We start from the raw sequence: 12,394 nt of genomic DNA, 5'->3' as shown, positions 1-12,394 counted from the left end.
GGCGGGGCGGCAGCCCCGGCAGCCACCCCGCCTCAGTCCGCCGCGCGGGCGCGTTGGGCGGCGGCCAGTCCCAGGATGACGGCGCCGGCCTGGGCGACGTTTAGGGAGTCGAACTGTCGGGCGAAGGGGATGCGCAGTTTCAGGTCGCAGCGTTTGGCCACGCAGGACCGGATGCCTTTGTCTTCGTTGCCCAGCACCAGCACCATGGGAAACGGCAGTTGCGCGGTGAAGGCGTCGACGGCCTCGGGGTCGTCCGTGGCGCAGACGATGGCGTAGCCCCGGTCGGCAAACGTCTCCAGGGCCCGGGAAAGGTTCACGGCCTTATGCACCGCCAGCCGGGACAGGGCACCGGCCGAGGCCCGGGCCGCGCCGGGACCGAGCCGGGCGGCCTCGTGCTTGGGGATGACCATGCCGCCGCCGCCCAGGGCGTAGAGGGTACGGGCCAGGGCGCCGACATTGCCCGTGTCCTGCACCTGGTCCAGGGCCAGGACGACAGGGAACGGCGAGGCCAGTCCGGAGTCGAGCACATCCCCCAGATCGGCCAGTGGCGCGGCGGCCAAAAGCGCCACGACCCCCTGGTGGGTGGCCCCGCCGCACAACCGGTCCAGATCTTCCTTGGGGGCGAACCGGAAGCGCACCCCGGCGGCCCGGCAGGCGTCGAGGATATCGGCCATGTCCTTGCCGTGCCGGTCCCGACGCATGACCACGGCGTCCACCCGGCGCGGGTCCGTGGAAAGCAGTTCGCGCACGGGTTTTTTGCCCGGCACCACGTCCTCTGGGACGGCGGGGGACGGCCTGTCCCCCCGGGTCTGCGGGTGGAGGTAGAGGACTCTACGGGATGGCCCTCGGAACCTGGCGGCGGAGTTGGATGGCGTGACTGGTTCATGGTGCTGATTTTTTCCCGAAACCGGACAAAAGGAAACACCTTTTGCCGGGCAAAGCCTAAATTATTTTTTAGTTGCGCATTTGAGTCCCCTGTACTACTGGCTTACAATTACTCAATTATCTTGGAAATACCTGCATTTTTCAGGTGCCCTCCCTCGCGCGGGAGCCGCCTGTTCCCTTGCGCCGTCTTCCATGGCGTAGGCGTATCGCGGAGGACGCATGTCGGCTTATGTAACCATATTTATTTGTCTTTTGCTTCTTGTCGTACCCGGTTGCGGAGGAAAAAACCAGGCTGACAAGGAAAACTACGACATGCGGGCCAACCTTGAGCCTGAGTTGTGGGATTCCAAAGTCCTTGAGGACATCAAACGCGGCCGCCCCTTGACCGAGCAGGAGAAACGCGCCCTGTCCTCGCGCGGCGAAATCCAGTTTGACCTGGATGTGCGCGAGACCGAGGAAGTCCAAATGTTTCTCCAGTATTTCTCCATGGAGAAACGCGGCACCATGGAACGCTGGCTGGTGCGCGCCGAGCCGCATCTGGCTTATGTCCGGGCCGTCATGACCAGCTTCAACCTGCCTCCCGACCTCGTGGTGCTTCCCTTTATCGAATCCGGCTACAACTCCATGGCCTATTCCCACGCCGGTGCGGGCGGCATGTGGCAGTTCATGCCCTACACCGCCAAACGCTTCGGCCTGACCGTGGACTGGTGGGAGGACGAGCGCCGCAATCCCTACAAGGCCACGGTGGCCGCCGCCAAATACCTCACCGTGCTGTATCAGATGTTCGGGGACTGGCACCTGGCCCTGGCCGCCTACAACGCCGGGGAGGGCAAGGTCTCCCGGGCCATGGCCCAAAGCGGCCAGCAGGACTTTTTCGATCTGGCCAAAAATCCCGCCCTGCTCAAACAGGAAACGCGCCATTACGTGCCCAAGTTTTTGGCTGTGCTCAAGATCTTCCAGAACCTGGACACCCTGGGATTCCGGCCGGTCAACTGGCAGGCCGGGCCAACCATGAAGGAAGTCCCGGTTCCAGGCGGCACGGACCTGCTGGCCATGGCCCAGGCCGTGGGAGTGGACTGGGAGAGCTTCCACGAGGCCAACGCCGGGTTCCGCCGCCAGGTAAGCCCCCCGGGGCGGGAAAGCACGGTCTACGTGCCCCAGGCCAAGTATGAGCTGGCCATGGCCTTCCTGAAAAATCCCGAATCCCACTCCCCGGCCGGCTACCAGACCTATCTGGCCCAGTCCGGCGAGACATGGTGGAACATCTCCCGGCGCACGGGCATCCCCGTGGCGGCGCTTCGCGAATACAACGCCCAGGTTCCCGATACCCTGACGTCGGGCACGGCCGTGCGCATCCCGGCCAGCGGGTCGAGCAAGGAGGCCGGGCTTCTGGCCGAATTCGAAGACCGGGGCGCGCCATCCGCCAAGGCCCCGGCCTCGAGCAAACACCGCGTGCGCAAAGGCGAATCCCTCCAGGCCATCGCCGCGCGCTACGGCGTGTCCGTCAGCGAACTGGCCCAGGCCAACCGCATGAAGGGCTCAAGCAAACTGTCCGTCGGCCGCTGGCTGACCATCCCCGGTGGCGGTTCAGACGCCCAAATGGCCCGGGCTCCGAGCCTGCCCACGGAAATCCGGCAGATGGCCGCCACGGGCACGAACGCCTCCAGCCACACCATCCAAAAGGGCGACACTGTCAGCGCCATTTCCTCACGCTACGGCGTCTCCCCCCAGGAACTCATGGCCGCCAACAACATCGCCTCGCCCCAAAGCCTGTCCATCGGCAAGGTGCTGGTCATCCCCGGCGCGGAGACCAAATCCGCCCAGGCCCTGGTGGCCCAGAAGACGGCGTCCGACAAGGCCGCCGCCGGGAAAAAGCCCTCCGGCAAGGCCTCCGCCGCAAATCCCGCCGCATCGCCAGACACCGGCCGCTCGGCCTCCTACGTGGTCAAGCCGGGCGACACCGTCCACGCCATCGCCAAGCGTTTTTCCGTCAACCCCCAGGCGCTTCTGGCCGCCAACGCACTGTCCTCGCCCAACGCCCTCCAGGCTGGGAAAACCCTTTCCATTCCGGCCTCCGCCGCCACCCAGGCCCCTGGCGCCCAGGCGACAGCCGTCCCCGCTGCAAAGACCGCCCTCCGGGATGTCGCCCCGTTTACGCCCAAGCCTTTCCAGGTGGCCCAGGCAACGGCCGCGCAGCCTCCCCTCCCCGCCGGGTCCGTCCAGACGGCGGCCAAGACCACGCCTGCGGTTGCGCCACTTCCCACGCCCAAGCCCATCGCCCCGGCCGCCCTTCCGCAGCCCGCGACAGCGCCTTCCGCCGCCAAACCCGTCGCCACGCCCGCAGCAAAGGGCGTCAGCCACAAGGTGGCCCAGGGCGACACCGTGTGGGGCATCGCCAAAAAATTCGGCGTGGAGCCCAAGGCCCTCATGTCCACCAACAATCTGAAAGACGCCTCGTCCCTGCGCGTAGGCGACAGCCTGACCATCCCCCGGCCCTGATCCCGGGCGCATGATCGAAGACGCAGGCACGCGGCGGTGGGAGAGACTCCCGCCGCCGCGTTCATATATGCCATCCAAAGGCCCCCGTTACGGGATTCCAAAGGGCCAAAGCCCTTTGGCCGCCGGAGGCATCCCCTCGACCAGTTCTTTTTCCCTGCCTACCGGATGCGCAGCCTGGCCCGACCGGACTCCTCGGGCACGGCCCGGCCCACGACCTCGGCCATGTCCCCGCCAGCCAACAGCATGCCCCGGGCCTTCTCCACCCGGTCCTCGGGCACAGCCAGAAGCATGCCGCCCGAGGTCTGGGCGTCGAAAACCAAGTCTAAAAGGATGGGATCGACCCCCTGGGCCGCCTGCACGTTTTTTTTGCAAAAGCTCCGGTTGGCGAAGCTTCCGGCCGGGATCATGCCCATGGAGGCGAACTCCACGGCCTCAGGCAGAAACGGAACATGGGAAAGGTCAAGCTCCACCGCCACCTGCGAAGCCCCGGCCATCTCCAGCAGGTGCCCGCCCAGGCCGAACCCGGTCACGTCCGTGGCCGCGCGCAGTTTCAGGTCGCGCACCACCGCCCCGCCCACCTTGTTCAGCCGTCCGGCCCAGCGGAACAGGATGTCCTCCAGCAGGACCGGATCGCCCATGTCGCCTTTGAGCGCTGTGGCCAGCACCCCGGTCCCCAGGGGCTTGGTCAAAATCAGCGTGTCGCCCGGGCGCATGCCCCGGTTGGAGGCGAAATTGTCCGCATCCACCACCCCGGACACGGACAGGCCGTATTTGATCTCCTCGTCCTCCACGCTGTGCCCCCCGGCCAAAACCGCCCCGGCCTCGGCCATGGCGTCCAGGCCGCCGCGCAAGATCTCGCGCAGGATGCCTTTGTCCATCTTTTTTATGGGGAAGCACACGATGTTCATGGCCGCATAGGGCTCGCCGCCCATGGCGTAGACGTCGGACAGGGAGTTGACCGCCGCGATGCGACCGAAGCGGAAGGGGTCATTTACGATGGGCGTGAAAAAGTCCACGGTCTGCACCAGGGCCTTGCCCGGCGGAAACCGCAAAATCGCCGCGTCCTCGCTGTCCCGCGCGCCCGTCAAAAGCCGTCCGTGCGGATCATCGAGCGATAGCCCGGCCAAAACCTCCTCCAGGTCCCCCGGAGAAATTTTGGCCGCTCAACCGGCGGACTTGACCGTCTTGACCAGTTCCATGGTCCATCCTTGGCGTTTGCCATCCGTCGCACCATGCGCCGTGGCGTCGTTCGTTTCACCCAGTGTATGCCCATTGCCCGTCCCGAAACAACCTCAATATTGGACCGCGCCGCAGGCTTATACATCATATATGTCGATGGCAAGATTCGCATTGCATCATAAATATCAATTTGTCCGCCAGCTCATTTCCCTCTATCACCATCAAGAATGTGCGATTTCAACCAGGAGGAACACCATGGCTGGCGCGTATGACGAAATGTGGGAAAAGCTCAATCTCGATCTGACGGCCCACGAGGGCCTGTTGCAGGTACTTGGGAAGTTTTACGGCGACATTTACTTGAGCCAGGAAAACCGGCTCAAGGGCATGGAGTACATGGATTTCGTATTAAGCGAAGTGCATGGGCTGCGCATCAAGGAGATCCAGGACGCCAAGGCAAACGGCAAAAAGATCATCGGAACCTTCTGCGTCTATGTTCCGGAGGAACTGGTGCTGGCCGCCGACTGTGTGCAGATCGGGCTGTGCGCCGGGGCCGAGGTGGGCATGGAGTCCGCCGAGCGACTGGTGCCGCGCAACACCTGCGACCTCATCAAGTCCTTCGTGGGCTTCAAGCTGTCCCGCCTGTGTCCCTACCTGGAATCCAGCGACCTGGTGGTCGGGGAGACCACCTGCGACGGCAAGAAAAAGGCTTATGAGGCCTTTGCCGAGTATGCACCCATGTACATCATGGAGATCCCGCAGACCAAGTCCGACGCGGCCAAGGCCCTGTGGCGCGCGGAGGTGCGGCGTTTCAAGGCCCGGCTTGAGGAACTGACCGGGAAGACCATCACCGCCGACGACATCACACGCGGCATCGACATCGTCAACGGCAAGCGCAAGGCCCTGCAACGCCTGTCGGCCCTGCGCGCCGCCGACCCGGCCCCCATCTCCGGCCGCGATGCGCTGCTCATCAACCAGATCAGCTTCTACGACGACCCCATCCGGTTCACCACCCAGATCAATACCCTGTGCGACGAACTGGAGGCCCGGGTGGCGGCGGGCGAGGGCGTGGCGCCCAAGGGCACGAAGCGTGTGCTGTTGTCGGGCTGTCCCATGGCCGTGCCCAACTGGAAACTGCCGTTTGTGGTCGAAAGCTCGGGCGCGGTGATCGTGGGCGAGGAGTCGTGCATCGGCGAGCGCAACACCCGCGACCTGACGCCGGATGCGGCAGGCGGCGTGGAGGCCATGCTCGACGCCATCGCCGACCGGTACATGAAGATCGACTGTGCCTGCTTCACGCCCAATGCCGAACGGCCGGGGAACATCCTGGAACTGGCCAACCGCTTAAACGCCGACGGCGTGATCCAGTACACCCTGCTCTTCTGTCAGCCCTACGCCAACGAGGCCATGAAAATGGAGCCCATCCTGACGAACAAGGGCATCCCGTCCCTGACCCTGGAGACGGGCTACAGCATGGAGGACATCGGCCAGCTCAAGACCCGGGTCGAGGCCTTCGTGGAGACGCTGGAATAACATACGCCGGGGCGGCCGCCCCGGACCCCGCCCGCAGGGACGGCGTCCCTGCGGACCCCCCGCTCCCGGCGGCGTCCGACGCTGCGGCGCAGTCCTTCGGATGTCGCCGGGAGACGGGAAAAACATGACCGCTTTTCCCTTGGTTCAGGCATGGCAGACGTTTCCGCCGTCCCCCTCCCCGTCATCACCGAATTCGATGCGCACCGGCTTGCCGATGATGCGCCCGACCTTAAGGATTGTCGCCAGGGTGATGGAGGTGTTTGTGGCATCGAGGATCTTATCCACAAAAGACCGGCTGGTCCCCATTCTCCGGGCCAAATCCATCTTGGTGACCTTTTCGGCCTCCATGAAGGAACGAAGCTGCCAGGTAATGACTTTCTTTATCGCCGCCGCCTGGCAATCTTCATAGGTACCGTCTTCCTTCAGGAAATCATCAAAGGAAGACCCTATGCAATCATGGAGTTCGTGATTCATGGCGTTTTCCCCATAAAAATATATAAAATGAAAGACATAGCAACGTAAATTCACCAGACATCATCAAATGATTATGCCTTATTGAGCCACACAAGCACATTTTTCCGTCGTTTTCTGGCGATTTCCAAATCACCTTTCGGCGTTTTCTGCGTTTTTTTGATGATGCCATGCAATAAATACATCCCCCCCTCCTCAGCGCAAAAGAATATCCGGGAAATTCTCCCACCTGAAAGGACTGTCCGAATCTCGAAAACCCCCTCACCCATGGGTTTACAGGTCGGCATCCCGACCGGCCAGCCGAATTCCACCAGTTTCACGTCCTCACCAACAGCCTTTCTGTCATCGCGATTCAGGCTTTGCAGCCACTCACGAACAGGTTCCTTCCCGGTTTCCGTCCGGTAAAAATACGCGGGGAGTCTTTTCATGCGGGAACGCCTTCATTCTTGGATGCCTCAAGGAAGTGTACTTTTTTTAGTTCAAATGTCAAACGACGTTTCCGCCCTCCCCCTCCCCGTCATCCCCGAATTCGATGCGCACCGGCGAAAGGGTTGCGATCCGACCGCGAGAGCGTTACACCTGCCGTCATCCTCAGGGCGGGGTGCAATTCCCCACCGGCGGTATCCCGGACATTCCGGGGAGCCCGCGAGCGCCCCTGGCCGAACCGGCCGGGGGGTCAGCAGATCCGGTGCAAGGCCGGAGCCGACGGTGACAGTCCGGATGGAAGAGGAGACGACACGCGCGCGGACTGTGCGCCGCGCGCCATATCCTGTCGCGCCCGGCTTGCGGGACGCGCCGGACGTTTTTTGCGTCCGGCCGCGTTGCAGCCAGTCGCGGCACGGGTCTGTCCATCCTTACGCCCTGATTCTGGTACTCCAAACGAGACAAGGAGCCTTACCATGAATCAGTCCCCCACGTGTTTCGAGTCATCCCCGGTGAAAAACGTCGAACGCGCCCTGACCGCCCTGCGGCAGGGGCGCGGCATCCTGGTCGTGGACGACGAGTCCCGGGAAAACGAGGGCGACCTCATTTTCCCCGCCCAGACCCTCACCCGGGAACAGATGGCCATGCTCATCCGGGAGTGCAGCGGCATCGTGTGCCTGTGCCTCACGGACGAAAAGGCCGACGCCCTGGAACTGCCGCCCATGGTGGCCAAAAACACCTGCAAAAACGGCACGGCCTTCACCGTGAGCATCGAGGCCGCGCACGGCGTCACCACCGGGGTGTCGGCCGCCGACCGCCTGACCACGGTGAAGACCGCCGTGGCCGCCGAGGCCAAACCGTCCGACCTGGTGCGTCCGGGGCACGTCTTTCCGCTTCGGGCCAAACCCGGCGGGGTGCTGGAGCGCCGGGGACACACCGAGGCCACGGTGGACCTCATGCGGCTGGCGGGTTTCGACCCAAGCGGCGTCTTGTGCGAACTGACCAACAGCGACGGCTCCATGTCCCGGCTCCCGGAGGTGGCGGCCTTCGCCAGGCGGCACGATTTCCCGCTTGTGTCCGTGGAGGATCTGGCCCGCTACCGCACGCTTCGCGAGGCATAGCGATCCATTGCGCCCGGCGCGCGGCCCAAAGACCGCCGCCGGGCCGCGCGCACCCTGCTGCGGGGCTGCCCCGTGCCTGCCTGCGCCGGAAGGAAAAGGCCTGAAAAAGCAAAAGGCCCGGCTAAGAACCGGGCCTTTCGGCAAGGGAAAAATGGGGTGACTGATGGGGCTCGAACCCACGGCACCCAGGGCCACAACCTGGTACTCTACCAACTGAGCTACAGTCACCGCGTGAACTTTTTTGTCTACTTTAAGCGGCCCTGGCAGTCAACATGTATTTCGCATTCAGACCAAAAACCCCAGACGCGGCTGACGCGTAATCCCGGGGACTCAAGCCGTTTCCAAAATCCCGGAACAACCCGCCACTCCATGCGTCCGTACGGACATGGCCCTCGCCTCCGCCCCGGCCGCTCGGGATGGCCGATGAGGCTGGCGCAAAATGCCCCCGGCCGCGCGGGAGGCCCTGGGCGCAGCAAAGAAAAAAGGGTTTGGAAGCTTTCTTCCAAACCCTTGCTTTCTTGTGGCGGGGCCGACGAGACTCGAACTCGCGCCCTCCGACGTGACAGGCCGGCGTTATAACCAGCTTAACTACGGCCCCGCATGCCGCATCCTGGTAGGCGGAACAGGACTCGAACCTGTGACCCCCGGCTTGTAAGGCCGATGCTCTCCCAGCTGAGCTACCCGCCCGCCTTGCGAAGAAAAGCGTTTATCCTCCGGGCCGCTGCCTGTCAACACCTTTTCCCGGCCCGACAGCAATTCGCCACCTTTCTCCCAAGCGCCCAGGTCAACCCGCAAACCCCACGCAAGGAGGCAACCCCTTAAAAAAACACACAAACGCTGCATATGAAAACCTGAATCGTCCGCCCAGGCTCCCGGCCTCACCGCGTCAACGTCCCTGGATCAGGCCTGGTTTTCGTGATCGGCCTCAGTCCTCCCGCCCGGACGCTCTTGCGCCTCCCCCGGCTTCCCGGTACCGTTCACCCTTCAAAACAACCGCATTCGCGAGGTGCCCCGCCCATGCCCCTTTTGTTCGCCATTCTGATCTCTGCCGTGGTCGTGTGCATCGTCAGCTATTCCCTGTTCACCTACGAATCCGGGAATGCCCCGGACACGACTCCGCCCCTGCCCCGCCGGGACATGGTCCGGGCCTTGTGCTGGGGTGTGGGGGCGTTTTGTTGGGCGACGCTGACATTGCCTCTGGGATTTTTTCCGTTTCTGTGGCGACCCCGGGGAAAGGCCCCCACCTCGCGTCCCGGAGTGGTGCTCATCCACGGCCTCTACCACACCCCGGGGGCCTGGATCATCTTCGCCCCGGCCCTGGCCATGGCCGGACTCGGCCGAAGCCACGCCCTGGGCTACAACTCCTTTGGGACGCGCTCCTTCGAGGACATCGCAACGCGCCTCATCGCCCAGGTCCATGCCATCCTTGACGACACCCCGCGCATCGCGCTGGTGGGGCACAGCATGGGCGGGCTCTTCATCCGCCGCCTGCTGGCCGACCCGCGCATCGCCCGGGCCACCGTGGCCGCCGTGACCCTCGGCGCGCCGCATCACGGCAGCAAGATGGCCGCCCTGGCCTTTTGCAGCACGGTGGGCAGACAGCTTCTGCCCGTTTCGCCGCTTTTCCCGGCCCTAGCGGCCCGGCCCGAGGCCGTGGCCGTGCACAAACTCAACATCGTAAGCCCCGCCGACGACATGGTGCTGCCAAACGCCTCAAGCGCCATGACCGGGGAGGGCTGGACGACCTGGCACACCCCGCCCATGAGCCATGTGGCCCTTCTCTACCATCCGGCGGTCATCCGGCAGACCGCCGCCTTTCTCAAAAAACACGTCCCGTAAATCGTCTCCCCGGCTTACGAGCCAAGCCCGGACGCGGGAAAAAGCCGCGTCCCCGAAGGGGTGTCGTCCAGGCGGAATCCGGCCGCAGCAATGTCCTCGCGCAGACGGTCGGCCAACAGGAAGTCTTTGTCGCGGCGGGCGGTCTCCCGGCTGGCGACCAGGGCGGCCACGGCCTCGGGCCACCGGGTTCGGGGCACGGGCAGGGCGTTTTCGTCCAAAAGCCCGAGTACCCCGTCCACATCGCCCAGGGCCGCCAGACAGAGAGAGGCGTCCGCCGCAGACAGGCTGCGGGAGGCGGCCTGGGTGTTGATGGCCCGGCAAAAGGCGAACAGCTCGGGCCAAAAGCGGTACAGTCCCAGATCGTCTTCCAGGGCCTTGGCCAGGGCCGGGAACAACCCCCTGGCGGCCAGGGCGGCCGGGGTGTCCTTTTTGCCGTCTGCGCCGCCGCCAGCCCCTCCGGAGGCGATCTCCGACAGCATGACCGCCGTCTCCTGGACCCGGGCCCGGTTTTTGCCCCACATGGCCAGGGTGTCCGGGGCCAGGGACAAGGACTTGCGGTAGGCGGCGGACAAAAGCCACAGGCGCACGTCCCGGAAGGCCATCCCTGCGGCCACAAGGCCCTCGACGCCTGGGATCGACGGCTCCCCGTCCCGGCGGGCCGGTTCGCCCCCCTTGACCTGCCCGGTCACAAGCCAGGCCTCCGGGCTGACGCCAGCCGCCCGGGACCAGATGGAGCGCAGGTTCTCCAGGTGCGGAAAGCATTGGTCCTCGCCGGCCACCACCACGCTGATGGCCGAAACTCCGGCCAGGGCGGCCACGGCCATCTGCAAAAACCAGCTCGGCCGGACATTGCCCCAGGGGGTGACCAGCAGGTCGCCGCGTTTGAGGTCTTTTAAGCTGACGCGTTTGAGCAGGGTGAAATCCTGGGGATTTTCCTTGAGATAGGCCGCCAGATCCACGGTTTTGCCCAGGGCCAGTTTGCTTTGGTCGGCATGCAGGAGTTCTCCGTAGCCCTTGTCCCGGGCCACGTCGAAATAGACGCTGCGCAGCTTCTCATAGGCCAGACCCCGGCGCATGAGCCTGTCGGCCAGGTCCACGGCCCGGTCCTTGGCCGACGAGGCGGCCACAAAGGCGACCTCCACGCCAAGCCGGGCGGCCGTCCGGGACAGGGCGTCCATGGCCCGGGCGGCGTATTCGGCCCGGGTCACGCCGGTCTCGGCGGCGGCCAAGAGGGCCTTGTCCTCCAGGTCGGCCACCCCCGCCACGGCCGTGACCCTGGCCCCGCCCCGCTTGAGATAGCGGGCCAGCACGTCCAGGAACACAATGCGCCGCCAGCCGTCCAGATCGCCCGGAACGGTCAGGGGCGGCCCCATGGCGAACAGTCCGTGGGGACCGGCGGCCGGGTCGAGGTAGGCCGTCTTCGCCCCGGAGACGCCGCACAGGGCCACGCCTTTTTTTTCGGGCGTGGCGAAAAGGGTTGTGCTCAGGTAGCGTTCGCCGCCATCGGGCAAAATCGTGGCTACAAGCCCAGACGTCAGCCCGGCGGCCACGCGGAGCGCCCCGGCCATGGCCGCGCCGCCGCTCATCCCGGCCAGGATGCCCTCCTCCCGGGCTAGGCGACGGGCCATCTCGAAGGCCTCCTCATCGGCCACATGGATGATCTCATCCATGGCATGCTTGTCATAAATTCCCGGCGGATACGACTCCTGCATGTTTTTGAGGCCCTGGATGCGGTGTCCGGGAGAGGGCTCCACGGCCACCACGCGCACGGCGGGATTTTTTTCCTTGAGGATCTTGGCGCAACCCATGGCCGTGCCCGAGGTGCCCAGCGTCACCACCAGATGGGTCAGTTTCCCCTCGGTCTGCTCCCATATCTCCAGGCCCGTGCCCCGGTAGTGGGCGTCGATGCTGGCCGGATTGTTGAACTGGTCCATGAGCACGTATTTGTCGGGATGCTCCCGGGCCAGGCGGTAGGCCTCCTCGATGGCCCCGTCGGTGCCCATGTGCCCGGGGGTGAGCACGATCTCCGCGCCGTAGGCGCGCATGATGCGCTTGCGCTCCTCGGAGGCCGAGGCGGGCATGAGGAGCCGCAGGCGATAGCCTTTGACGGCGCAGACCATGGCCAGCCCGATGCCGGTGTTGCCGGAGGTGGCCTCAATGACGGTCTTGTCCCGGGTCAGCTCGCCCGAGGCCTCGGCCGCGCCGATCATGGCCATGGCCACCCGGTCCTTGATGGAGCCGCCGGGATTTTTGGCCTCGAACTTCACCACCACGGGCACGGCCGGATTGGGGCTCAGGCGACGGATGGCCACCAGGGGGGTGTTCCCGATGAGAGTCAAAATATCGTCATGGATCATGTTGTGCGCCTTGGAGGGGATGGTTCCGAAAAATGTCCGGACAGGCCGTGTGTTAGGCAAAAACGGCGCACTGCGCAAGGGTGGCAGGGA

At 64.7% G+C, this 12,394-nt stretch carries 9 protein-coding genes, 3 tRNA genes and 1 riboswitch; of the genes, 4 read left to right on the top strand and 8 right to left on the bottom strand.

The window, feature by feature from the left end; translation table 11 throughout:
* Nucleotides 1-32 precede the first annotated feature (32 nt).
* Nucleotides 33-767 carry a TrmH family RNA methyltransferase gene (locus tag GD606_RS01065; protein ID WP_309550374.1) on the bottom strand — a complete coding sequence of 245 codons (735 nt, stop codon included), beginning with the start codon at nucleotides 765-767 and terminating at the stop codon, nucleotides 33-35.
* A 430-nt stretch (nucleotides 768-1,197) separates the two neighbouring features.
* Between GD606_RS01065 and GD606_RS01060 the strand changes: the two genes are divergently transcribed.
* Entirely contained in the window at nucleotides 1,198-3,384 is a 2,187-nt protein-coding gene (locus GD606_RS01060) for a LysM peptidoglycan-binding domain-containing protein (RefSeq protein ID WP_246298912.1), read from the top strand.
* A 158-nt stretch (nucleotides 3,385-3,542) separates the two neighbouring features.
* Here GD606_RS01060 and selD read toward each other — a convergent pair whose 3' ends face one another.
* Nucleotides 3,543-4,583 carry a selenide, water dikinase SelD gene (gene selD / locus GD606_RS01055; RefSeq protein WP_163301870.1) on the bottom strand — a complete coding sequence of 347 codons (1,041 nt, stop codon included), beginning with the start codon at nucleotides 4,581-4,583 and terminating at the stop codon, nucleotides 3,543-3,545.
* Between the two features lie 235 nt (nucleotides 4,584-4,818).
* Between selD and GD606_RS01050 the strand changes: the two genes are divergently transcribed.
* Nucleotides 4,819-6,093, top strand: coding sequence for a double-cubane-cluster-containing anaerobic reductase (locus GD606_RS01050; protein ID WP_163301869.1), 1,275 nt, complete (start codon nucleotides 4,819-4,821; stop codon nucleotides 6,091-6,093).
* Nucleotides 6,094-6,237: 144 nt separating this feature from the next.
* On the opposite strand, the gene GD606_RS01045 is transcribed toward GD606_RS01050, so the two are convergent.
* Nucleotides 6,238-6,567 carry a helix-turn-helix domain-containing protein gene (locus GD606_RS01045; protein ID WP_163301868.1) on the bottom strand — a complete coding sequence of 110 codons (330 nt, stop codon included), beginning with the start codon at nucleotides 6,565-6,567 and terminating at the stop codon, nucleotides 6,238-6,240.
* A 71-nt stretch (nucleotides 6,568-6,638) separates the two neighbouring features.
* The gene (locus tag GD606_RS01040) at nucleotides 6,639-6,992 is read right to left on the bottom strand and encodes a type II toxin-antitoxin system RelE/ParE family toxin (RefSeq protein ID WP_163301867.1); all 354 of its coding nucleotides are present in this window, start codon (nucleotides 6,990-6,992) and stop codon (nucleotides 6,639-6,641) included.
* Between the two features lie 155 nt (nucleotides 6,993-7,147).
* Nucleotides 7,148-7,300, top strand: a riboswitch (FMN riboswitch).
* Between the two features lie 163 nt (nucleotides 7,301-7,463).
* Here GD606_RS01040 and ribB point away from each other — a divergent pair.
* On the top strand, nucleotides 7,464-8,108 hold the full coding sequence (gene ribB / locus GD606_RS01035; protein ID WP_163301866.1) for a 3,4-dihydroxy-2-butanone-4-phosphate synthase: 645 nt from the start codon (nucleotides 7,464-7,466) through the stop codon (nucleotides 8,106-8,108).
* A 152-nt stretch (nucleotides 8,109-8,260) separates the two neighbouring features.
* On the opposite strand, the gene GD606_RS01030 is transcribed toward ribB, so the two are convergent.
* The 3 genes from GD606_RS01030 to GD606_RS01020 form a co-directional block, all read right to left on the bottom strand.
* A tRNA-His gene (locus GD606_RS01030) sits at nucleotides 8,261-8,336 on the bottom strand.
* Nucleotides 8,337-8,629: 293 nt separating this feature from the next.
* Nucleotides 8,630-8,706 (bottom strand) — tRNA-Asp (locus GD606_RS01025).
* Nucleotides 8,707-8,719: 13 nt separating this feature from the next.
* Nucleotides 8,720-8,795, bottom strand: a tRNA-Val gene (locus GD606_RS01020).
* Nucleotides 8,796-9,125: 330 nt separating this feature from the next.
* Here GD606_RS01020 and GD606_RS01015 point away from each other — a divergent pair.
* Nucleotides 9,126-9,947, top strand: coding sequence for an esterase/lipase family protein (locus GD606_RS01015; RefSeq protein WP_163301865.1), 822 nt, complete (start codon nucleotides 9,126-9,128; stop codon nucleotides 9,945-9,947).
* Between the two features lie 14 nt (nucleotides 9,948-9,961).
* Here GD606_RS01015 and GD606_RS01010 read toward each other — a convergent pair whose 3' ends face one another.
* Nucleotides 9,962-12,304, bottom strand: coding sequence for a cysteine synthase (locus GD606_RS01010; RefSeq protein ID WP_163301864.1), 2,343 nt, complete (start codon nucleotides 12,302-12,304; stop codon nucleotides 9,962-9,964).
* Nucleotides 12,305-12,394 lie beyond the last annotated feature (90 nt).

The organism is Desulfolutivibrio sulfodismutans DSM 3696 (assembly GCF_013376455.1).
Taxonomy (GTDB): Bacteria; Desulfobacterota; Desulfovibrionia; order Desulfovibrionales; family Desulfovibrionaceae; genus Desulfolutivibrio; species Desulfolutivibrio sulfodismutans.
This window is presented reverse-complemented; position numbering and strand designations above follow the sequence as displayed.

Coding starts and splice junctions, on each gene's coding strand:
- GD606_RS01050 (WP_163301869.1), top strand. CDS start 4,819: ATGGCTGGCGCGTATGACGAAATGTGGGAAAAGCTCAATCTCGATCTG.
- GD606_RS01045 (WP_163301868.1), bottom strand. CDS start 6,567: ATGAATCACGAACTCCATGATTGCATAGGGTCTTCCTTTGATGATTTC.
- GD606_RS01040 (WP_163301867.1), bottom strand. CDS start 6,992: ATGAAAAGACTCCCCGCGTATTTTTACCGGACGGAAACCGGGAAGGAA.
- GD606_RS01060 (WP_246298912.1), top strand. CDS start 1,198: ATGCGGGCCAACCTTGAGCCTGAGTTGTGGGATTCCAAAGTCCTTGAG.
- GD606_RS01015 (WP_163301865.1), top strand. CDS start 9,126: ATGCCCCTTTTGTTCGCCATTCTGATCTCTGCCGTGGTCGTGTGCATC.
- ribB (WP_163301866.1), top strand. CDS start 7,464: ATGAATCAGTCCCCCACGTGTTTCGAGTCATCCCCGGTGAAAAACGTC.
- GD606_RS01010 (WP_163301864.1), bottom strand. CDS start 12,304: ATGATCCATGACGATATTTTGACTCTCATCGGGAACACCCCCCTGGTG.